The 23,048-nt window shown below is 34.4% G+C and carries 18 protein-coding genes; 9 read left to right on the forward strand and 9 right to left on the reverse strand.

Going from position 1 to position 23,048, the window contains the following annotated elements; all coding sequences use genetic code 11:
* Positions 1 to 7 precede the first annotated feature (7 nt).
* The 3 genes from SIB75_RS11215 to SIB75_RS11225 all read left to right on the forward strand — a co-directional run bounded on the left by SIB75_RS11215 (position 8) and on the right by SIB75_RS11225 (position 7,007).
* Positions 8 to 1,693, forward strand: coding sequence for a DNA repair protein RecN (locus SIB75_RS11215; RefSeq protein WP_413683406.1), 1,686 nt, complete (start codon positions 8 to 10; stop codon positions 1,691 to 1,693).
* A gap of 44 nt (positions 1,694 to 1,737) precedes the next feature.
* Positions 1,738 to 4,686 (forward strand): excinuclease ABC subunit UvrA, encoded by a 2,949-nt coding sequence (gene uvrA, locus SIB75_RS11220; protein ID WP_413683407.1) that lies wholly within the window; start codon positions 1,738 to 1,740, stop codon positions 4,684 to 4,686.
* Positions 4,687 to 4,877: 191 nt separating this feature from the next.
* Positions 4,878 to 7,007: an HAD family hydrolase gene (locus SIB75_RS11225; protein ID WP_413683408.1), complete on the forward strand. Its 2,130-nt coding sequence runs from the start codon at positions 4,878 to 4,880 to the stop codon at positions 7,005 to 7,007.
* 65 nt (positions 7,008 to 7,072) lie between these two features.
* On the opposite strand, the gene SIB75_RS11230 is transcribed toward SIB75_RS11225, so the two are convergent.
* From SIB75_RS11230 to SIB75_RS11240, 3 genes are read right to left on the reverse strand one after another with little or no spacing between them, the layout of a single operon-like run.
* Positions 7,073 to 7,315: a hypothetical protein gene (locus SIB75_RS11230; RefSeq protein WP_413389449.1), complete on the reverse strand. Its 243-nt coding sequence runs from the start codon at positions 7,313 to 7,315 to the stop codon at positions 7,073 to 7,075.
* Positions 7,316 to 7,332: 17 nt separating this feature from the next.
* Complete coding sequence (gene mraY / locus SIB75_RS11235) at positions 7,333 to 8,484, reverse strand: phospho-N-acetylmuramoyl-pentapeptide-transferase (RefSeq protein ID WP_413683409.1); 1,152 nt, start codon at positions 8,482 to 8,484, stop codon at positions 7,333 to 7,335.
* Positions 8,465 to 8,740 (reverse strand): DUF3134 domain-containing protein, encoded by a 276-nt coding sequence (locus SIB75_RS11240; RefSeq protein ID WP_413683410.1) that lies wholly within the window; start codon positions 8,738 to 8,740, stop codon positions 8,465 to 8,467. The genes mraY and SIB75_RS11240 overlap by 20 nt, the downstream gene beginning before the upstream one ends.
* Before the next feature lie 278 nt (positions 8,741 to 9,018).
* Between SIB75_RS11240 and SIB75_RS11245 the strand changes: the two genes are divergently transcribed.
* Positions 9,019 to 9,228, forward strand: coding sequence for a hypothetical protein (locus SIB75_RS11245; RefSeq protein ID WP_413683411.1), 210 nt, complete (start codon positions 9,019 to 9,021; stop codon positions 9,226 to 9,228).
* A gap of 134 nt (positions 9,229 to 9,362) precedes the next feature.
* Positions 9,363 to 10,565, forward strand: a complete 1,203-nt coding sequence (locus SIB75_RS11250) for an argininosuccinate synthase (protein WP_413683412.1) — start codon at positions 9,363 to 9,365, stop codon at positions 10,563 to 10,565.
* Positions 10,566 to 10,597: 32 nt separating this feature from the next.
* Here SIB75_RS11250 and rpsF read toward each other — a convergent pair whose 3' ends face one another.
* From rpsF to SIB75_RS11265, 3 genes are all read right to left on the reverse strand, one after another.
* Positions 10,598 to 11,026: a 30S ribosomal protein S6 gene (gene rpsF / locus SIB75_RS11255; RefSeq protein WP_413683413.1), complete on the reverse strand. Its 429-nt coding sequence runs from the start codon at positions 11,024 to 11,026 to the stop codon at positions 10,598 to 10,600.
* 77 nt (positions 11,027 to 11,103) lie between these two features.
* Positions 11,104 to 11,562: a Tic20 family protein gene (locus tag SIB75_RS11260; protein WP_413683414.1), complete on the reverse strand. Its 459-nt coding sequence runs from the start codon at positions 11,560 to 11,562 to the stop codon at positions 11,104 to 11,106.
* Positions 11,563 to 11,584: 22 nt separating this feature from the next.
* Positions 11,585 to 12,472: a shikimate dehydrogenase gene (locus SIB75_RS11265; RefSeq protein ID WP_413683415.1), complete on the reverse strand. Its 888-nt coding sequence runs from the start codon at positions 12,470 to 12,472 to the stop codon at positions 11,585 to 11,587.
* Between the two features lie 119 nt (positions 12,473 to 12,591).
* Between SIB75_RS11265 and dnaK the strand changes: the two genes are divergently transcribed.
* Positions 12,592 to 14,484, forward strand: a complete 1,893-nt coding sequence (dnaK, locus tag SIB75_RS11270; protein WP_413683416.1) for a molecular chaperone DnaK — start codon at positions 12,592 to 12,594, stop codon at positions 14,482 to 14,484.
* A gap of 8 nt (positions 14,485 to 14,492) precedes the next feature.
* Here dnaK and SIB75_RS11275 read toward each other — a convergent pair whose 3' ends face one another.
* Positions 14,493 to 15,599, reverse strand: coding sequence for an NAD(P)/FAD-dependent oxidoreductase (locus SIB75_RS11275; protein ID WP_413683417.1), 1,107 nt, complete (start codon positions 15,597 to 15,599; stop codon positions 14,493 to 14,495).
* Positions 15,600 to 15,679: 80 nt separating this feature from the next.
* On the opposite strand from SIB75_RS11275, the gene purU reads away from it, so the two are divergent.
* Both purU and SIB75_RS11285 read left to right on the forward strand, forming a co-directional pair.
* Complete coding sequence (gene purU / locus SIB75_RS11280) at positions 15,680 to 16,534, forward strand: formyltetrahydrofolate deformylase (RefSeq protein WP_413683418.1); 855 nt, start codon at positions 15,680 to 15,682, stop codon at positions 16,532 to 16,534.
* A complete protein-coding gene (locus tag SIB75_RS11285; protein WP_413683419.1) occupies positions 16,534 to 17,835 on the forward strand; it encodes an O-antigen ligase family protein in 1,302 nt (433 codons plus the stop codon). Before purU ends, SIB75_RS11285 begins: the two co-directional genes overlap by 1 nt.
* 5 nt (positions 17,836 to 17,840) lie before the next feature.
* On the opposite strand, the gene SIB75_RS11290 is transcribed toward SIB75_RS11285, so the two are convergent.
* Complete coding sequence (locus SIB75_RS11290) at positions 17,841 to 19,199, reverse strand: ClC family H(+)/Cl(-) exchange transporter (RefSeq protein ID WP_413683420.1); 1,359 nt, start codon at positions 19,197 to 19,199, stop codon at positions 17,841 to 17,843.
* Positions 19,200 to 19,209: 10 nt separating this feature from the next.
* Positions 19,210 to 21,810 carry a bifunctional aconitate hydratase 2/2-methylisocitrate dehydratase gene (gene acnB, locus SIB75_RS11295; RefSeq protein ID WP_413683421.1) on the reverse strand — a complete coding sequence of 867 codons (2,601 nt, stop codon included), beginning with the start codon at positions 21,808 to 21,810 and terminating at the stop codon, positions 19,210 to 19,212.
* Positions 21,811 to 21,963: 153 nt separating this feature from the next.
* Between acnB and SIB75_RS11300 the strand changes: the two genes are divergently transcribed.
* Positions 21,964 to 23,034 (forward strand): 3-deoxy-7-phosphoheptulonate synthase, encoded by a 1,071-nt coding sequence (locus tag SIB75_RS11300; protein ID WP_413683422.1) that lies wholly within the window; start codon positions 21,964 to 21,966, stop codon positions 23,032 to 23,034.
* Positions 23,035 to 23,048: the final 14 nt, after the last annotated feature.

Below are 23,048 nucleotides of genomic sequence, written 5' to 3' on the forward strand. Positions count from 1 at the left end.
TTTAGTTATGCTAAAAAGCCTTCGTTTTCAAAATATAGCTCTATTTGGGAACTTAGAGATCGATTTTGAAAAGGGGTTTACTGTTTTTACGGGGCAAACTGGTTCAGGTAAATCAATATTTATTGATACATTGAATGCCTTGTTGGCGAATAAAAAAACTTCTCTAGATAATCGATTAGTAGCTAAAGGGTCAGCTTTTTCATCAATTGAGGCTGTTTTTTCAATATTGCAAAAGACAAAAGACTGGTTAATTAATCAAGAATTTGATGTCGAGGAAGAATTGATTGTGACTAGAGAATGGCGGCTGAAAGAAAATAAATATAAATCTAGATTTAGAGTTAATGGTGTATTAGTTAATAGAGATCAAATATCAGAATTGAGATCGCTTTTGTTTGACTTTACCCTACAGGGAGATACTTATATTTTGAATAACTCTGTTTATCAATTAAACCTATTAGATTCATTAGGTTTAAAGAAAATTCAAGAATCTATTATTAAAGTAAAGCAAGACTGGAAAACATGGCATGACGCTAATTTAAGACTAAATCATGTACGAGATAAAATATCTGCTTCAAAAAATGAGTTTGAGGAAATGCAGTATATATACGAAGATATAGATCAATTAGAATTAGAAGATCCAGATGAGCAAATCAAGTTAGAAGCTAATCAGAATCGGTTATCAAATCTTTTAAGATTAAAAGAAGGAGTTAAATCTTTATTGACTCGTTTAAATGAAAGCTTAGATGAATACCCATCAATTTTAGACCATACTAATTTTTGTATTAATGAATTAAAAACATTGTCTCAAATTGATTCTTCATTACAACCAATTTTCGATAATTTTTATAGAATAACTGATAATCTTAATGACTTGATTTATCAGATTAGTGATTATGAAAAAACATTAGATATTGATCCATCTTTTTTAAATGATTTACAAGTTAGATTATCTACTTTAAAATTTTATCAAAAAAAATATCATAGAAATATAGAAGATCTTATTAGCTATAAAAATCAATTAATTAATAGTTTATCTTCTCATGATAGTTCTAATAATATAAATCAACTTTCTTCTTTAGAACAGAAAAAGAGAATTATTAGGGACAAGTCTAATAAAGATTTATCGACTATAAGAAAAATCATTGCTTTGCAACTTGAAGATAAATTGATTATGACCTTAAAAAAATTAGGTATTCCTAATGTTCGTTTTAAAGTTGTTTTTGAAGAATGTGAACCAACAATTAATGGGATTGATAAAGTCAATTTCATGTTTTCAGCAAATCCGGGTCTGCCTCTAGCGCCTCTTGCAGAAACAGCCTCGGGAGGAGAGAAATCTCGGGTTCTTCTTGCAATAAAAGCAATTTTCTCTGCTTTTGATCAAGCCAATCTATTGATTTTTGATGAAATTGATTCAGGTGTTAGTGGATCAGTTAGTAGTTACGTAGCTACTTTGCTTTCTGATTTGTCAAAGCATCGGCAAGTATTTTGCGTGACACATCAACCGTTAATTGCAGCATTTGCTGATAATCATTTTTCTTTAAAAAAGGTTGTTATCGCTGATAATACAAAGTCTACTGTTATCAATTTAAAGGAAATCGCTGATAGGCAGAGAGAATTGGCTCTGTTGGCTGGGGGTGAAATGGTAGAAGCTAATGCTTATGCGGCGAGCCTGCTGGAACACAAAGCTGCATGATGAGCATATTTTTCTATACAATTAGCTATTAATAATTTTCCCTAATGGGAAGTCCAAAACCTAATTCCAAAAAAAAGACATTAAATATTGGTTCTTCCAGTGAAGAAGTCATCACAATTCGTGGTGCAAGGCAGCATAATTTAAAAAATGTTGATTTATCTATTCCAAGAAATAAATTGGTGGTTTTTACAGGTGTTAGTGGAAGTGGTAAAAGTTCTTTAGCTTTTGACACTATTTTTGCTGAAGGACAAAGAAGATATGTTGAGAGTTTGTCTGCTTATGCAAGACAATTTTTAGGTCAGGTTGACAAACCAGATGTTGATTCAATTGAAGGTTTATCCCCAGCAATTTCTATTGATCAAAAATCAACCAGTCATAATCCTCGCTCAACAGTTGGAACGGTTACAGAAATACAAGACTATTTTCGTTTGCTTTTTGGAAGAGCGGGAGAACCTCATTGTCCTGAGTGCTCGAGACCAATTAAGCCTCAAAGTATTGATGAGATGGTTGATCAAATTAAGACTCTTCCGGAAGGGACTAGATATCAATTACTTGCACCAGTAGTTAGAGGTAAAAAAGGAACACACTCAAAACTTTTGTCTGGACTTGCTGCAGAGGGATTTGTTCGAGTGAGAATTAATAAAGAAGTTAGAGAATTGTCAGATAATATTGAATTAGATAAAAATCAAGTTCATTCTATTGAGGTAGTGGTTGATAGATTGATTGCGAGAGAGGGTATTGAAGAGAGATTAACTGATTCATTAAGTACTACTTTGAAAAGGGGAGATGGCTTAGCAATAGTCGAAGCAGTACCTAAAAAGAATGAAGAACTTCCTGAAGGTATTGATAGAGAAAGATTATTTTCTGAGAATTTTGCTTGCCCAGTTCATGGGGCGGTGATTGAAGAATTATCTCCAAGATTATTCTCATTTAATAGTCCATATGGAGCATGTCCAGATTGTCATGGTCTTGGTCACTTAAAAAAATTCACTTGTGAGAGAGTTATACCTGATCCATCACTACCGGTCTACGCTGCTGTTGCACCCTGGAGCGATAAAGATAATTCATATTATTTTTCATTATTATTTTCAGTTGGTGAGGCATTTGGCTTTGAAATAAAAACCCCTTGGAAAGATTTAAAAGAAGAGCAACAAAATATTTTGTTAAATGGCAGTAAAGAACCAATTTTAATAAAGGTAGATAGTAGATATAAACAAGATTCTGGATTTAAAAGACCTTTTGAAGGTATTTTACCTATTTTAGAAAGACAGTTACAGGATGCAAATGGTGAAGCCGTTCGCCAAAAGTTAGAAAAATATCTTGAATTAGTTCCTTGTGCAAGCTGTCATGGCAAGAGATTACGTCCTGAGGCTCTTGCTGTAAAACTTGGACCTTTTGCAATAACTGATCTCACTACATCAAGTGTTTCTACCACACTTGAGAATGTTGAGGAATTAATGGGTCTTGAGACAACTAAAAATTCAAAGCAATTGCTTTCTAATAAACAAAAAAAAATTGGGGAACTAGTTTTAAAAGAGATCCGATTACGTCTTCAATTTCTCTTGGATGTTGGACTTGATTATTTAACTTTAGATAGGCCAGCTATGACTTTGTCCGGGGGAGAGGCTCAAAGAATACGACTAGCTACACAAATAGGTGCAGGTTTAACAGGTGTTCTTTATGTTTTAGATGAACCTAGTATTGGACTACATCAAAGAGATAATGATCGATTATTAGCTACTCTAAAAAAACTACGTGATCTAGGTAACACGTTGGTTGTTGTTGAGCACGATGAAGATACTATAAGAGCAGCTGATCATTTGGTCGACATAGGCCCTGGTGCTGGTGTACATGGAGGAGAAATTATTGCTGAAGGGTCGATAGATAGCTTGTTGTCTGCAAAAAAATCATTGACTGGTGCTTATCTTAGCGGGCGTTCATCGATACCTACTCCTGCTACTAGAAGAGATTCAGTTCAAAGAAAATTACGATTGATTGATTGCAATAAAAATAATCTAAAAAATGTTTCAGTAGATTTTCCATTAGGTAGATTAGTTGCTGTTACTGGTGTTAGTGGAAGCGGTAAAAGTACTTTAATAAATGAATTACTCCATCCTGCTTTAAATCACTCTTTAGGGTTAAAAGTCCCTTTTCCAAAAGGATTAAAAGAGCTGAAGGGTATTAAATCAATAGATAAAGTTATTGTTATTGACCAATCTCCAATAGGTAGAACCCCACGATCTAATACGGCTACTTATACAGGCGCATTTGATCCTATACGTCAACTTTTTGCTACCTCTGTTGAAGCAAAAGCTCGAGGATATCAAGCAGGGCAATTTAGTTTTAATGTGAAAGGCGGAAGATGTGAAGCTTGTCGTGGTCAGGGTGTGAATGTAATTGAGATGAATTTTCTTCCTGATGTCTATGTTCAATGCGATGTATGCAAAGGAGCTCGATTTAATAGAGAGACATTACAGGTTAAATATAAAAATTATTCTATTTCTGATGTATTGGAAATGACAGTTGAACAAGCTGTTGATGTTTTTTCAGCAATACCTCAAGCTGCAGATAGATTAAGGACACTTTTAGATGTTGGTCTTGGATACATTAAGCTTGGTCAACCTGCTCCAACATTATCTGGAGGAGAAGCTCAAAGAGTAAAACTTGCTACTGAGTTATCTAGAAGAGCCACTGGTAAAACTCTTTACCTAATTGACGAACCTACAACTGGTTTAAGTTTTTATGATGTTCACAAATTAATGGATGTTATGCAGAGATTGGTAGATAAAGGAAATTCAATTATTGTTATTGAGCATAATTTGGATGTAATTAGATGCTCAGATTGGATTATTGATATGGGTCCTGAAGGTGGTAACAGGGGAGGAGAGATTATTGCTATGGGTACTCCTGAAGAGGTAGGACAACATTCAAATAGTCATACTGGTAATTATTTAAAAAAAGTTCTTGAATTACATCCTCCAATAAAAGCCTGAAGTTTTTATTTATATTTCTTAATCTTTTTGACTGATTTAGCTGCTTTTGATTTATGAAGACTGAAAAAAATTAAGTGATAGAAAGGATTTTGGAAATTTGATGTTTACTTGAAAAAAAATATTATCCTTTCTTTAGATTTAACGAACACAAAATCTACTATTAATCGTTCATCCTTTCATAAAGGGTTTATTTGGGGTTAAAACTTTTACATTTAAATTTGCATGGTTTAATCCGTTCTCATGATCTTGAATTGGGAAGAGATTCGGATACTGGAGGCCAAACTTTATATGTTTTAGAATTAGTAAAAGGACTTGCTGCAAGACCCGAAGTTGAAAAAGTTGAACTTATTACCAGATTAATTGTTGATAGAAAAGTATCCTCTGACTACTCAAAGCCCATTGAAAAGATATCAAATTGTGCAGAAATTATTAGATTGCCTTTTGGTCCTAAACGTTATGTCAGAAAAGAATTATTGTGGCCTTATTTAGATGATTTAGCTGATCAAATAGTACAAAGATTACAGAAAGAAAATAATAATTTGCCTGATTGGATTCACGCTCACTATGCCGATGCTGGTTACGTTGGAGCATTAGTCAGCAGAAGGTTAGGTTTGCCATTGGTTTTTACTGGCCATTCACTAGGTCGTGAAAAACTTAGAAGATTATTGGCTGCTGGAATAGATCACGATCAAATAGAACAAACTTATTCAATTAGTAAAAGAATTGATGCAGAGGAATTGGCTTTAGCGCATGCAAATCTACTCATAACAAGTACCAAACAAGAATCTGATGTTCAGTACGCTCGTTATGGCCGATTTAGCTCCAAAAACGTAGAAATAATTCCACCTGGTGTTGATCTAAATCGTTTTCACTCAATAGCTTATTCTTTAAATAAAGAAGAAAAAGAATTAAATAAACTTTTCAAGCCTTTTTTGAGAGATATAAATCTTCCACCTCTCTTAGCTATATCTAGAGCAGTAAGGCGAAAAAATATTCCTGCGTTGATTGAGACTTATGGACGTTCGTCGATATTGCAGCAAAGACATAATCTTATTTTAATTTTAGGTTGTCGAGAAGATTCACGTCAGCTTGATAAACAACAAAGAGAAGTATTTCAACAAGTTTTTGAATTGGTTGATAAATATAATTTATATGGAAAAGTTGCTTATCCAAAACAACATAAAAGAGAGCAGATTCCCTCAATTTATCGTTGGGCCGCAAATAGAAATGGATTATTTGTTAATCCTGCCTTAACTGAGCCATTTGGTTTGACATTATTGGAGGCTGCCGCGTGTGGATTGCCAATGGTGACTACTGATGATGGTGGCCCAAGGGATATTCTGTCTCGTTGTGATAATGGTCTACTTGTAGATGTAACTGATTTAGAAGCGTTTCGAGATGGTTTAGAGACTGCTGGGTCAAACCCATCTTTATGGAATACTTGGAGTAACAATGGAGTTGAGGGAGTTAGCAGGCATTTCAGTTGGGATGCTCATGTTTGTAATTACATTGCATTGATGCAGAAGCGTCTGAAATTTCTTGCACCTCGTTATTGGACGTTTGCAAATACTAAAGAAACCAGCCCTATAGGTCAAAAACTATTATTTCTTGATTTAGATAACTACCTTGAGGAATCTAAAGGTTTATCAATATTGAGAAAAAAAATAAAAGATCATTCATTGAATCAAAATTTTCAATTAGGAATTTTAACTGGTAGATCAATTAAAGCTGCTCGTTATCGATATGCAGAAACACAACTACCCAAGCCTGCAGTGTGGATATGCCAAGCAGGCACTGAGATTTATTATGCCGATGAAAACAAATCAGATATTTTTTGGCAAGATTCAATATCTGTTGATTGGAGTCGTAATGACGTAGAGAAGGTTTTGTTCGATTTAAAAGATTATTTAGAGCTTCAATCAACTGAATTCCAAGGTGCTTTGAAGGTTAGTTATTTATTAAAAGAACCTAGTCATGCAATTTTACCTTTGGTACGAAAAAGACTTAGGCAGTCTGGACTTGCTGCTTCACCTCACCTTAAATGTCATTGGTACTTAGATGTTGTTCCTTTGCGAGCATCACGAGCAGAAGCGATTAGATTTTTGACTTTACGTTGGGGGTTATCTTTAGAAAACGTTCTTGTAGTAGCGAGTCAACAAGGTGATGATGAGTTAATAAGGGGATTAACCACTAATGTTATTCCGTTTGATCATGATTCTTCATTAGATGGATTTAGATCCCAACAAAGAGTTTTCTTTTCTGATGATAAAGAGGGTGTTTTAGATGGTTTAAAACATTTTCGATTTTTTAAAAGTTATTAATTTTTAATGTTTTTATACTTTATTAGTATTTATTTTTAATCATAAATAGATTGATTTTATATTATTTACTTTTCAAGGATTAATTTAAGTTGTTGATATGGTGGCTCTTCACTAACGAAGCCCCAATCATTAAAAATTTTTGAATCTGTATGAGTGATTATCTGTCTTTTATTTCTTTTTTCTACTTTAAAGCCTTCTGCGGACATTTTTCTCATAAGTCTTGCAGATTCTTCAAACCTAGCGGCCATAGAATCTAATGTTTCACAGTCGTTAGTTAACCCCTCTTCTTTCCAAGTAAAATACGTCATCAGTTCAATTTGAAGATTTAGGGTTTAGTAATAAATATTAGATTGAATATTACTAATAATAATGTAATGAACCAGAAGCTACTTACAATTTGAGTCTCTTTGTTACCTTGTAGCTCAAAATGGTGATGTATCGGAGTCATTAAAAATAATTTATGCCCTTTTCCTTTTATTTGCTTAGAAATTTTAAAAATACTTACTTGAATTATTACTGAGATTGATTCTGCTGCAAGTACACCTCCCATAATTAAAAGAGACCAGAGATTATTTGATATCAAAGCTATGCCACCAAGAGATGCTCCTATAGCTAAAGAGCCTGAATCTCCCATAAACAATTTTGCAGGATATTTATTCAGAAATAGAAATCCCATAGAACATCCAGCCATTACGATGCAAAGAGGAGCTAGGATTTCAGCGTAGGTTTGATTCTCTATTAAAATCGTTATAGCTAAACCTGTGAATATTAATACGCTACAGCCACTTAATAAGCCATCTAAGCCATCAGTCAAATTAGTTGAATTACTTTCTGCTAGTAATACAAATATTCCTAAAGGATAAATAAAATTACCTATATTAATAATTTTATTTGTAATTTGAACATTATTAGATATCAAATCGTTTGTTACACAAATAATAATAAAAATAAGACTGATAAAAAATTGTAAAACTAATTTTTGATTCGAAGTTAGACCAGTATTAAATTTTTTTTTCAAACTTATAAAGTCATCAATTAAGCCTATTAACATAAAAGATATAATTAGTAAGCTCAAAGTTAAAATAATTTTGTAATCTTGATTATTAAAATATAAAATATTGCTTATTATAATTCCTATTGGGATAAAAAAAACTCCACCCATGGTAGGAGTCCCTTGCTTGAGATAATGCTTTTTTGGACCTTCTTCTCTAATTATCTGCTTGATTTTTATTTTTTTTAATACAGGAATACTTATAAAAGTGATAAGTGATGATAAAAGAGTTGTAATTATAAAAGTAATAGTTAAATAATTATTTTTAAAATATAAATCAGAAAATATAGAAATACCTGTTATTATTCCAAATAAAATAATTATTTGGTAATTGATATTATTAAAAACTAATATTTTTTTTTTATTTAAAAGCTTGTTATATTTTTTCAAAACTAAGGCTAGTAAATTAATCTTCCCACTCTTCATCTGTTGTATCTTCTTCGGCTTTATAGTCTTCTTTTTCTCCCATTAGAGCTGAAAGTTCTTCTTCTTCAACTGTACTTATTTCTTGATCATTCGAATCTTCGTCAGAAACTAATCTTCCACTAGTTTCTAGCCACGATAATAAATCGGGTTCTTCTCTAAGAGGTAGTACAGGAGCAGGCTCTTTCCTTCCATATCTAGTTAGTGCGGGGTTAATACCGTCTAAATCAGATAAATTCATTTTTTCTAGATCGCTCATATAAAGTTTATGTTCGATGAATTAACATAGTGCATTATGGATTAATTTTCTAATCTTTATGCTGACTTCAAAGCTGACGTTGATGCTTTTTACTTGGTTAATGGCTTTGTTAGTCAGTATTTCTCTTCGCCTAGCGGGCATAATTCATCCTCAACCTTTTTCCATAAATCATTTTTTAGTATGGGTTTTGCTTTTTGGCCCTTCTTTTACTTTCTTAATTTATTTTTGGGCCAGGAGATCTTGTTCATTCAATTCATCAATTTAATTTAAATTTTCAAGTGACTTTAATTTTCTCACATCATTTTTTTATTTTTACTACAAATAATGATGTTCAAGATTTATTGATTTTTGGTCATAATATTGATGCTTGGTTAATTTATGTACTTATTTTTTTCGGGTTAACTTCTCTGGCTTTTGTTTCAGTATGGCTGATAGGGTTTGTGATTGAAAGCCAATCAGGAAAATCTGTTAAGCAGCCATGGGAATGAATTTTGTATCTTTTCTGAAATTTTCAGACATTGAAAATATTTAAATCTGTATTGAAAATCTAAATCAGAAATATTGTCCAATAGTTCTATATATTTACTAAGAAGAATCGAATTTCCTTAAAGGAGAGAACCATATGGGAAGAGCTAAAAAAGTTGTTTTGGCCTATTCAGGAGGAGTAGATACTAGTGTTTGTATTCCTTATTTGAAAAAGGAGTATGGCGTTGAGCATGTGATTGCCTTTGCGGCAGATCTTGGGCAGGGCGATGAGCTTGATGAAATTAAAAAAAAGGCTATTTCAGCCGGAGCCTCGCAGTCACTAATTGGCAATTTAGTAAAGCCTTTTATTGAAGATTTTGCTTTTCCAGCCATTAGGTCTAATGCTCTATATCAAGGCAAATATCCTCTCTCAACTGCTCTAGCTAGGCCACTAATTGCAAAAAAACTTGTAGAAATTGCACGGGAATTAAATGCTGATGGAGTCGCTCATGGGTGTACGGGTAAAGGTAATGATCAAGTTCGTTTTGATGTGACCATTGGAGCTTTAGCTCCTGATTTGCAATTGCTTACACCAGCGAGGGAGTGGGGAATGAGTCGTGAAGAAACGATTGCGTATGGTGAAAAATATGGAATCATCCCTCCTGTTAGTAAAAAAAATCCTTATTCGATTGATTTGAATCTTTTGGGGAGAAGCATTGAAGCAGGTCCTCTTGAAGATCCATTTGAGATGCCATCAGATGAAGTATTTGGTATTACCTCTTCAATTCCTGATTCACCTAATGAGCCTGAAATAGCGGACATTAAGTTTGAAAATGGATATCCAATTGCAATTAATGGAGAACTGATGGAGCCAGTATCTCTAATTCAAAAGGCCAATAGCCTTGCAGGAAAACATGGTTTTGGGCGTTTGGATATTATTGAAGACAGAGTAGTAGGAATTAAAAGTCGAGAAATTTATGAAACACCAGGATTACTTTTATTAATTAAAGCTCATCAAGAGATGGAGAGTTTAACTTTACCCGCTGACTTGCTAAATACTAAATTCATATTGGAAAGGCAATGGGCTGATTTGGTTTATCAAGGTTTTTGGTTCAGTCCCTTAAAAGAAGCTTTGGATGGATTTATTAATCATTCTCAAAAGCAAGTTAATGGAACTGTGAGGATTAGGCTTTTTAAAGGTAATGCCGATGTAATTGGTCGTAAGTCTGAAAACAACAGTTTATATATTTCAGATATGTCTACTTATGGAAGAGAGGATAAATTCAACCATAATTCAGCTGAGGGATTTATTTATGTATGGGGATTACCAAGTCGAATCTGGTCTTGGATTAACAAGTAAAATAAAGAATTTTTTGAATTTCAGTTAGTTTTTTATTCTTTACTGTCTTCTTTCTTTTCGTCTTTTGAAGGTGATTCAGTTTTGTCTTCAGTGGGTTTTATTGCTTCTTCTGTTTCAGATTTCTTGGGCTCATCATCCTTAGAGGTTGATTTTGGAGTCGGTAAAGGACCATCTTGTTTAACTGTGAGGTAACGAATCACGTCTTCACTTAACCTCATGGCTTTTTCTAGAATTGCGATTTGCTGTCCATCGCCTTTGTGACTTAGTTGCACATAAATACCCTCTTTATGTTTCGCAATGGGATAAGCAAGTCTTCTTTTTCCTCTCATTTGACTATCTAAGACTTCAGTTCCTGATTTCTCAAGGATTTCACTATATTTTTTTAGATGGTTATCAACTTCTTCTTCCGGTATGTCCGGACGAAGAATGTACATAGTTTCGTAATAAGGTTTTTCAGACATGGATAGAATTTCCGACTAGGACTTAAAGGCTCATAAAGAGCGACGGACTTTTTATCTTATAACGAGGTGGTAACTTTTTACAATTGCATTTTTGTTGCTTCGCTTATGATTGGTAGATCAGGTTCATTTCCTTGTGTGCAAGACCAAACACAATAAAGAATCACTGCAAAAAGACTAAATAATAAAGTACTTGAGAAGGTTCTTATAATTAATGAGTTTAAAAAAGGACTAAAAATAATTTCGAATATAAAATTAACTATTATTATCCCAATATTTATTAGCAAGGCTTGAAGTCCGTTAAAACGTAAAAAATAAGATATTTTAGTATTTCTTACTAATCCAATAAATATAGCTAAAAATAATAATAAATTTCCAAAAGGTATTGATCTTTCAATTAAAATAATTGGAATGGCAGGTATTTGAATAATTTGAGTAAAAGGATATTTTACATATAAATGATTACCAAAAGTAAGACAATCTGCCCATGGAATCATATAGAGAAGAACTCCCAATATTTTTGCTCCTATTGAAGGCATAAGCAATTTTATTTTTTTAAGATTAAACCATTAAATGTTTTTTTGCAGATGATTTCATTATTTGAATAGGCACGTCATTAAAACCACTCCAGAGTTTTATTGATAAGGCACCTTGTCCTACAAGCATATCGAGACCATCAATTACGAAACAATTCTTTTTCTGCCCAAGTTTTAACCAGTTTGTTGGTCTTGGTATGTAAATCAAATCATACAGGATAGTTTTATTAGAGAGGCAGTTCCATATGTTATTACCGAGAGGAATATTATTTTTTACATTATCTTGGTTATTCATCCCGATTGGAGTTGTATTAATTATCAAATCGGCTTCTTCAATATATGAAGTAATATCTATTTCTTTATTATCAATACCTTCAATTGATATTTGATTCTTGGATAATAAATTTTTCATGCTGCTTATAAAAATATTTAATGAACTCTTATTTCGACCAATTATTGTTATTTTTCTTATATTTAAACTATTTAATCCCATTACTACTGCTCTTGCGCTGCCTCCGCACCCTATTACAATTACACTTTTATTAATTAAATTATGATTTTTTAATGGCATTAAGAATCCTTCTACATCAGTATTTGCTCCTATCCATTGGTTATTTTTTTCAGGTACTAATGTATTAACTGCTTGTATCCTATTTGCAGTTTCAGTTAATTTATTGCAAGCTTTAAGAACTTCTTGCTTGTGAGGAATAGTTACATTTAATCCCTTGCAATCTACAATCCTTAATGCTGTTGTTACTTTCTCTATATTTTCTCTATCGCAAGGAATTGCCACGTAACACCAGTCAAGTCCCATTTCTTCATATGCGGCATTGTGCATAACTGGGGAAAGAGAATGATTTACTGGTTGTCCAAGCAGTCCTACCAGTTTAGTTTTTCCAGTGATAGCAATCATTTAGTGAGGAAGTTGATTTGAAATTTTTAAGAGACTGTTCGGGAACCACGCCTCGCCTCAAATAGGTTTCACTGACGAGGATGTTACACAAAGAAAGAAATTAAAGGAGTTAATCACCCATGGGGAAGGTTGTTGGAATCGATCTTGGAACTACAAATAGTTGTGTTGCTGTCATGGAGGGGGGTAAGCCCACTGTAATAGCAAATGCTGAGGGATTTAGAACAACTCCATCAGTGGTTGCCTATACAAAAAATCAAGACCAATTGGTTGGACAAATTGCTAAGCGTCAAGCAGTAATGAATCCAGAAAACACTTTTTATTCTTCAAAGAGATTTGTCGGAAGGAGAGTAGATGAAGTAAATGACGAATCAAAAGAAGTTAGTTACGGAGTTGAAAAAGCTGGTTCTAATGTCAAATTAAAGTGCCCAATACTTGATAAACAGTTCTCCCCTGAAGAAGTGAGTGCTCAAGTTTTGAGAAAACTTTCTGATGATGCCGGGAAATATTTAGGAGAAACAGTTACACAAGCTGTAATTACTGTTCCAGCTTATTTCAATGATTCACAGCGACAAGCAACTAAAGATGCAGGAAAGATTGCAGGTTTAGAAGTTCTAAGAATTATTAATGAGCCAACTGCTGCAGCATTAGCATATGGATTGGATAAAAAAAGCAATGAAAGAATATTAGTTTTTGATTTAGGTGGAGGAACCTTTGATGTTTCTGTTTTAGAAGTAGGTGATGGAGTTTTTGAAGTTCTCTCTACCTCTGGAGATACTCATTTGGGTGGAGACGATTTTGATCGTGCAATTGTTGATCATTTAGCTTCAACTTTCAAAAGTAATGAAGGCATTGATTTACGCCAGGATAAGCAGGCACTTCAACGTTTAACTGAAGCAGCTGAAAAAGCAAAAATAGAATTATCTAATGCGACTCAAAGTGAAATAAACCTTCCTTTTATCACAGCTACGCCTGAAGGACCTAAACATCTAGATCTGACTCTCACAAGAGGAAAATTCGAAGAGTTAGCAGCAAACCTTATTGATCGTTGTAGGGTTCCTGTAGAGCAGGCCTTGAAAGATGCCAAATTATCTACAGGAGAAATAGATGAGATTGTTATGGTTGGAGGCTCTACCCGAATGCCAGCTGTTAAAGAGTTAGTAAAAAGAGTCACTACTAAAGACCCAAATCAAACAGTTAATCCAGATGAAGTTGTAGCTGTTGGAGCAGCTATTCAAGGTGGAGTTCTTGCTGGTGAAGTTAAAGACATTTTGCTTCTTGATGTAACTCCTTTGTCTCTTGGAGTTGAGACCTTGGGTGGGGTGATGACAAAAATGATTGCGAGAAACACTACTGTTCCTACTAAAAAGGCAGAAACTTACTCAACTGCAGTTGATGGCCAAACAAATGTAGAAATACATGTATTACAAGGGGAACGTGAGATGGCTTCTGACAACAAAAGTCTTGGAACCTTTCGTTTAGATGGAATCCCTCCCGCCCCTAGAGGCGTGCCTCAAATTGAAGTGACTTTTGATATTGACGCTAATGGAATCCTCAGCGTCAATGCAAAAGATAAAGGTAGCGGTAAAGAGCAAAGTATCTCTATTACTGGTGCATCAACTTTGTCGGATAACGAAGTTGATAAAATGGTTAAAGATGCAGAAATGAATGCTTCTGCTGATAAAGAAAAGCGTGAAAAAATTGATATTAAAAATCAAGCTGAAACACTTGTTTATCAATCTGAAAAACAAATAGGTGAGCTTGGCGATAAAGTTGATGAGGCAGCAAAAGCAAAAGTCGAAGAGAAACGAGTCAAGCTAAAAGAAGCGATTGAAAAAGATGATTATGAAACCATGAAAACCGTAGTAGAAGAGCTTCAACAAGAATTGTATTCATTAGGAGCTTCTGTATATCAACAAGCAAATGCTGCTTCACAAGCTGCTGATGATTCCAACGTTGATAGTAAAACTGATGGAGATGATGTTATTGATGCTGACTTTACCGAGACAAAATAAATTAATATTTACTGGTTTTCTATTTTAAATCCAATCCACTCAGAGCATGCAGGTGCTAACAAGATTCCATTTCTGTAGTGTCCTGTATTAATTAATAACCCAGCATCTAATTCTTTTAATAACGGAGCAGGTTCGTTGATTGGTCTGGCTCTGACTCCATTCCATTCATGCTTTACTTTTCCTTCTGTCATCCATTTTGGAGCAGTATTGTTCATATTTAACATTTCTTGTTTTTTAAGTAGGCTTGGTTTCGTGCCATTCTCGACAGTCGCTCCTATGAGTAAATGATTGGGACTATGGTGGATGAAGTTTATAGACTGATAATTTAATATTCCAGGCCACTTTTCCCAATTCATAGTTTTATTTTCTAACTCTAACTCCACAACTTGTCCTAGTATTGGCTCTAAAAATATCTTATGACCTAATGATTCTAATAGGTTCTGAGTATTTAATGCTGTGCAGATTACTATATAATCCTGATCGATAGATTGATTATCTTGTAAAATTATATTCCATCTTTTTTCATGTTGGCTCTTATTTTTGCTTATTTGAATAACATTATTTTCGATTTTATTTATTTCTATTTGGTCAAGACTATGCATTAATGCCTTTGTTAATTCAATGGGATTTAATCGACCATCTTCATGAGATATTAATCCCCCTATTAATTCTGTCTCAAAGATTGAATTCCAGAAATCTAAAGAATTTTTATCTAATAGTTCAATTCCATATTGTTTTTTATTCTTAATTAACTCAATCATAGATTGATATTCTTTTTCAGAACTTGCTAATTTAATTAAAGGTTTTGTAAATATCAAGTTTGACTCGGAATATTGTATTTGAGTAAGCCATTCTTTCCATAATTTCATACTTTTATTGCGTAGTACAAAAGCTCTTCCTTTTGATCTTTTGTAGATATTCCCCATCAGAACACCCAAACTAGCTTGTGTTCCATTTTTTGGATTTAAATTATTTATTTCTGAATTGACTGTTGGGTCGATTAAATTTACTTTATAACCTTTTTTCCCTAGATGAAATGCAGTTGTAATTCCTGCTATCCCACTACCAATAATTGAGATTTCAGTTCGTTTTTTTTCTGCTTTTTGGCTATTCATTTGCACAAATGTTATGAAATTTGCTTGTTAATTTTTAATGAGTGGTCTAAAAAAGAGCATAGTTAAAGGATATTGCTGTAGTGAGCATCAAAACAGTTATCTTACAGTTCATTTGTCCTGATAAGCCAGGACTTGTAAGTGATTTGGCAAGTTGGATAGCAAGTAAAAATGGCAATATTAGACATGCTGATCACCATACAGATGCAGATGCAAAATTGTTTCTCAGTCGAATTGAGTGGGATTTAGATGGATTTCTGCTTGATAAAAAGGAAATCAAATCTGAGGTAATTTTACTTGAGCAGCGATTGAATGGAAAAGCAGTCTTGAGCTTTTCTGATGATTTTCCTAATGTTGCAATCTTTGTCAGCAAGCAGAGTCATTGCTTAGTTGATCTTTTATGGAGAGTTAAGGTAGGTGAATTATGTATGAATGTCCCTTTAGTTATCTCAAATCATTCAGATTTAGAGGAAATTTGCTCAAGTTTTTCGATTCCTTTTAAGCTTATAGAAGTAGATAAAAATAATAAAGTAGATTCTGAAAGTAAAATTTTAGATCTATTAAATGAGTATAAAATTGATTTAGGGGTTTTGGCTAAATATATGCAAATTTTAAGTAGTTCATTTTTAGAGAAGTTTCCTCATCTAATCAATATTCATCATTCTTTTCTCCCTGCTTTTAAAGGTGCTCAACCATATCATCAAGCTTGGGAAAGAGGTGTAAAGTTAATCGGTGCAACAGCTCATTATGTAACTCAGGATCTTGATGCTGGCCCCATCATTGAGCAGACTATATCTAATGTTAGTCATCGTGATGAAGTATCAGATTTAATAAGAAAGGGTAGAGATTTGGAGAGAGTCGCTTTAGCAAGAGCTTTAAGATTGCATTTAAGAAGACAAGTTATTGTTTATAGAGGTAGAACGGCAGTATTTACATGATGAATAATGCTTATTTTCTAAATTTAAAGAATAATTTTTTAGACAATATTGGCTGGAGTTGTTTTCAGTTAGGTGTATTTTGTTTGCCTTCTAGTGCGTTCATTTCCTATTTGTTTTTGTTTGTAGCTCTCGTTAATGGAAGTATTAAAAGAAGGGATCTCTATTGGAGGGAATATTGGAATTATCCGCTAGTGCTTGTAACTTTTTTGATGCTAATTGGTTGTATTCGTTCTCATACCGGTTCGCTAGCTTGGTTTGGTCTTTTTAATTGGGTGCCATTTTTTTGGTTTTTTTGGGCTTTGCATCCATATTTATTAACTCCTGAAAGAAGAATAAAATGCGCTTCTTTGCTTGTATTAGGAAGTATACCTGTTTTGATAACGGGCTTTGGTCAGTTGTGGCTTGGATGGGAGGGGCCTTGGGAGGTTTTTGATGGTTTAATAATTTGGTTTGTTTCTCCAGGAGGAGAGCCTTTAGGAAGATTGTCTGGGTTGTTCGATTACGCGAATATCACTGCTGCATGGTTATCGGGCGTATGGCCATTCTGCTTGGCTTCAGTTCTTCATCCTTTTATTGTTGGAAGAAACAGGGTTATTCCTTTTGTTCTTTTAGTTGCCTTTATTGCAGCAATGATTTTGACAAACTCTAGAAACGCCTGGGGTGCAATTGTTTTAGGACTGCCATTAGTTATTGGTTCAGCATCATGGAGTTGGTTAATACCTTTAATGCTCATTTGTTTTCTCCCAGTGATTATTGCTGTTTTACCTGTGTTTGATTTTGGAATTCAACAATTTGCAAGAAGTATTGTGCCTGATTCTGTTTGGATGAGATTAAGTGATATGCAGTTTGTAGACACTAGATCTTTTGAAGCAACACGTATTGGCCAATGGAAAGTTGCTGTTAATTTAATTTTTGAAAAACCATGGCTTGGTTGGGGAGCAGCAGCTTTTTCTATTATTTATCCTCTTAGGACAGGTTTATTTCATGGCCATTCCCATAATTTGCCTTTAGAATTAGGAATTAGCCATGGTATTTTAGTTTCTCTTTTGATTAATATATTTGTTTTTAGCTTATTAATAATTTCGGGTTTATATGGAATATTTAATAGATTAAATTCAACAAAAAATATAATAGTTGATCGAGCTTGGTGGACCTCTACTTTAATTCTAATCTGTTTTTATGCTACAGATATTCCATTATTTGATAGCAGAATCAATATATTAGGTTGGATTTTATTGATAGGTCTTAGATGTATGATTTATAATTATAAAAGCCAGAATATTTCAATAAAAAAAATTTGAAAAGTTTATTTTAATTCTCTTTCTTCAATTGTAATTTGTCTTTCATAAATTGAGTGTTCATTAAATATTCTGGCAGTTAAAAAGCTAGCTATACATGTAATCAATAGTGGCTTCAATATTAAAAGATTTTTAGTTAATGCGAAGGCTAAAAACATAGCTGTTAAAGGGGTTCTTGAGCATCCAGCTACGAATCCCCCCATTCCTGCGAAAATATAAGTTGTTGGAACATGGCCAGTTATTGTTTCTACTCCAATACCACTTGCTAATCCTATCGCTCCGCCCAAAGTAAGCATTGGATAAAATAAACCACCTGGAGCGCCTGATGCAGCAGCAAGGCCAGAGGCAAAGAATAAAATAAAAAATATACTTATTGCAACTGTGAAACTGCTACTTTCATTAACAATAATTTTTTGTAATTCTTCGATATTGTGAAAATTTTCCGGAATAATTGAATACATAGTACCAAGCAATAAACCTGATAAACTCATTCTTTCAATGGTTTTATTTTTAAACCATTTATTACCTAGAACTTGCATTTTTAAAACATATCGGCAATACATTTCTGCTAACAATCCTAAAATAATTCCCAAAAATATTAGGTATAAAAAATCTATTGGAAAGAACTCGATTACTGGTGTGTATGCTCTCTCTAATTGAAAACCTAAATTATTAACAAATCCACCAGCTTTTTGATCTAGTCCAATCGCTTGCAAAACATCAGCGCAACTATCAGCCCAGAAAGTTGTTACTACTACTAGTAAGAGGACTACTGGTCTGGCTGAATTTAGAAGTTCTTCAATTGCATAGACAAAGCCTCCAATAGGTGCACTAAAAATTGCTGCAATTCCAGCTCCTCCGCCTGCTGCAACTATGACTCTGCGAAATGAAATAGGGGCTTTTAGCCATTTTGCCATTTTCCAAGCAACTGATCCCCCCATTTGAACGGCGGGGCCTTCTGGGCCTAGTGGAAATCCACTGCCAATAGCAATAATTCCAGCAAACAGTTTTACTATTCCAACTCTTAATCCCATGGGGACTGGCTTATGGCGAAGGAAAGCAATGATGTGACTTACGCCCGCACCTTTTGCTGCAGGGGCAAAATTTTGAATAAGCGATCCAGAAACCAAGCCTCCCAATGCTCCTAGTATTGGTAAAACTATCCATCTAGGTATAGATGCAAGAAGATTTGATCGATAATCTTCTAATGCATGAATTCCAGTTTTAAATAATATTCCCGTTAATGCTGCTCCTAAACCTGTAAGTATGAGAGCAAGAATTACATTTAGCCATTTCCTCTGAAGAAGTCTTTTTATGCTTTGAGTTGATTTTTTTTGTATTGGATTTTGACTTTTACTTTTGATCATTTAACTCAATTTAGGTTTGTAAAATAGAGGCCTCTTCTTCTTTTGTTATTACACGACCATCTTCGATAAAGTTTGGTATTTCATTAAAGTTTAAGTATCTGTAGATTTCGTCAGTTATTGGTGAAACTTTTTTGGAAGCTATTGCAAGATATTCATCAGTTGTAGGGATATGACCTAACAAAGCGCAAACAGCAGCCAATTCTGCACTTCCTAAGAACACCTGAGCTCCTTTCCCTAATCTGTTGTTGAAATTTCTTGTACTTGTTGAGAAAACAGTTGAATTATCTTCTACACGAGCTTGATTGCCCATGCATAGAGAACAACCAGGCATTTCCATTCGGCTACCGGCTTTTTCAAAAATTTCGTAGTATCCTTCTTTTTTCAAAATGTCTTCGTCCATTCGTGTTGGCGGACATACCCATAATCGTGCTGATATCTTCCCTTCTCCTTCGAGAATTTTTGCGGCGGCTCGATAATGACCAATATTAGTCATACACGAACCAATAAAAACCTCTTGAATGGGAGTGCTGGCGACTTCGCTTAAAAGTTTGACGTTATCAGGATCATTGGGACAAGCTAAAACAGGTTCTTTGAGTTCATTCAAGTCTATTTCGATGGTTTCTGAGTATTGAGAATTTGAGTCGGCTGATAGCAAATTTGGTTTTTTTAACCAATCTTCCATTTCTTTAATTCTTCTACTTATTGTTCGTGCGTCTTTATATCCCCTAGCAATCATATTTTTAAGTAAAACAATATTGCTTTTTAAATATTCACTGATTGTTGATTCAGACAGTTGAATGGTACATCCAGCACAAGATCTTTCTGCACTTGCATCAGTCAACTCAAAGGCTTGCTCTAATTTTAGGTTTGGCAGACCTTCAATTTCTAATATCTTTCCATTGAACACATTAATTTTGTTTGCTTTTGCGACGGTCAGAAGACCTTGTTGTATGGCCATCCAGGGAATGGCATTAACTACATCTCTTAAAGTGACCCCAGTTTGTAAAGATCCTTTAAAACGAACAAGAACTGACTCCGGCATATCTAAAGGCATGGAACCAATGGCTGCTGCAAATGCCACAACTCCAGAACCTCCCGGAAATGAGATACCTAATGGGAATCGTGTATGACTATCGCCACCTGTTCCAACTGTGTCTGGTAAAAGCATCCTGTTTAGCCAACTGTGAATAATTCCATCACCGGGTTTTAATGCTATTCCTCCTCTTTCAGCAAAAAAATCAGGGAGTTCTTTTTGAGTAGTGATATCAACAGGCTTGGGATATGCTGCCGTATGACAGAAACTCTGCATAACTAAATCAGCAGAAAATCCTAAACAGGCTAGTTCTTTCATTTCATCTCTAGTCATCGGACCAGTGGTATCTTGACTACCAACTGTCGTCATTATTGGCTCACAACTTGAACCAGGGAGCACGCCTTTTAAACCGCAAGCCTTTCCAACTATTTTTTGAGCTTGCGTAAACCCGTGCTTTGATGCAGGTGGCTGACCAGGACGAATAAAAAGAGTAGAGGGAGGAAGTTTTAATTTTGTTCTCACTTTGTCTGTCAAAGCTCTTCCAATCATTAAAGGAATTCGCCCACCTGCTCTTACTTCATCAGTAATAGTTTGTGGTTTTAAGTCAAATGTTGATAGAAGTTCTCCACTGTTTGCCTCACTTTCACTTCTTCTAACTTCTGCTTTGTAAGGGAAAATAGTGATGACATCTCCTGTTTTGAGCTTGCTTACATCACATTCAATTGGAAGTGCACCTGAATCTTCAGCAGTATTAAAGAAAATAGGAGCAATTTTGCCTCCTATTACAACCCCACTCCCTCTTTTATTTGGCACGTAAGGTATGTCTTGTCCTGTATGCCAAAGGACAGAGTTTATTGCTGACTTTCTAGAGCTTCCTGTCCCAACGACATCGCCAACATATGCGATTGGATATCCTTTCTTTTTTAATTCTTCAATAGTGGCTAAACCATTTGGGTCTCGAGTTTCTAGCATAGCTAGAGCATGTAAAGGAATATCTGGTCTTGTTGTGGCATGAGTTGCTGGAGAGAGGTCGTCTGTATTTGTTTCTCCTTCAACTTTAAATACTGTTACTGTTATTTCTTGAGCTAAGGGTTGTTTATTAGTGAACCATTCTCCATTGGACCAGCTATTAATAACTTTTTCTGCATAAATATTTGTTTTGGCTAATTCTAAAATGTCGTTTAAAGCGTCATAAACTAAAAGGGTATTACTTAATGCTTGACAAGCAGAAGTTGCTAATTCTTTATTATTAGATTTTAGTATTTCAATTAACGCTGCTACATTATATCCTCCAATCATTGTACCCAAAAGCTCAGTTGCTTTTAGAGGATTTACTAACGGACTTTTTGATTCTTCATGAGCAATTGAACTAAGCCAAGTCGCTTTGACATAAGAGGCTTGATCAACTCCGGGAGGAATTCGATTAACAAGAAGATCAAGTAAGAAGTTTTGATCGATCTCTTGATCTGGTTTTTCTAATAACTCTGTTAAAACTTGAGTCTGTTTAGCATCTAAAGGAAGTGGAGGGATCCCCAACGCTTCTCTTTCTGCAACATGTGATAAGTAATCTTTTAGCATTTTTAAATCTCAACAGAGAATGTATTTGAGTGAGAGTCTTTTGTTTTCATTGTTTACAACCGCATGTTTCTTGAACAAACATTCAGATAATGCAACTTATTACCCCCCTATGACTGATACTTCTCTAATCTTATATCTATGATCACGCTTTAAATGTCCACCTCATCATATTTTTCAATGGTGGATAGCACCTCTGACCTTCATGTGGTCGAGACTCGTCCATTAATGTCACCAGCATTAATTCATAGAGATTTGCCCTTAGATAAGGCAGCCTCTGGAGTTGTCTCTACTACTCGAAACAAGATTCAATCAATTCTTCATGGCAATGATCCGAGAATTTTGGTGATTGTGGGACCATGTTCGGTTCATGATGTTGATGCTGCTATTGAATATGCAAATCGTTTAGCTCCACTAAGGGAGAAATATAGTCAAAAGCTAGAGATTGTTATGCGTGTTTATTTTGAGAAACCACGTACAACTGTTGGATGGAAAGGGCTTATTAATGACCCTCATCTTGATAATTCTTACGATATAAATACTGGTTTAAGAAAGGCAAGAGGGCTATTACTTGATTTAGCCAAAAAAGGAATGCCGGCAGCAACTGAATTACTTGATCCAGTTGTTCCTCAATATATTGCTGATTTAATTAGTTGGACTGCTATTGGAGCAAGAACGACAGAGAGCCAGACTCATCGTGAAATGGCGTCTGGATTATCAATGCCGGTTGGTTACAAGAATGGTACTGATGGGACAGCAACCATAGCGATTAATGCAATGCAAGCGGCTTCAAAACCTCATCATTTTTTAGGAATTAATAACGATGGTCACGCTTCGATAGTGAGTACTACTGGTAATCCAGATGGTCATCTCGTTCTAAGAGGTGGTAAGAATGGAACTAATTATCATCTTGATGCAATTAATTTAATTGCCGATGAATTAGCAAAATTTAAGATGCCTGGAAGAGTCATGGTTGATTGTAGCCATGGCAACTCCAATAAAGATTTTCGTAGACAATCTGAAGTTTTACGGGATGTTGCATCACAGTTAAAAGGTGGATCAAAGAATGTAATGGGCGTAATGATTGAAAGTCATCTTGTTGAGGGTAATCAGAAATTAAATTCAGATTTATCAAAACTTACTTATGGGCAAAGTGTTACGGATGCATGCATAAACTTTTCTACAACTGAAGTTTTATTAGAGGAACTAGCTGAATCAGTCAAATAAATTTAGTTGTTCTT

The sequence above is a fragment of the Prochlorococcus sp. MIT 1011 genome (assembly GCF_047305235.1).
Taxonomy (GTDB): domain Bacteria; phylum Cyanobacteriota; class Cyanobacteriia; order PCC-6307; family Cyanobiaceae; genus Prochlorococcus_B.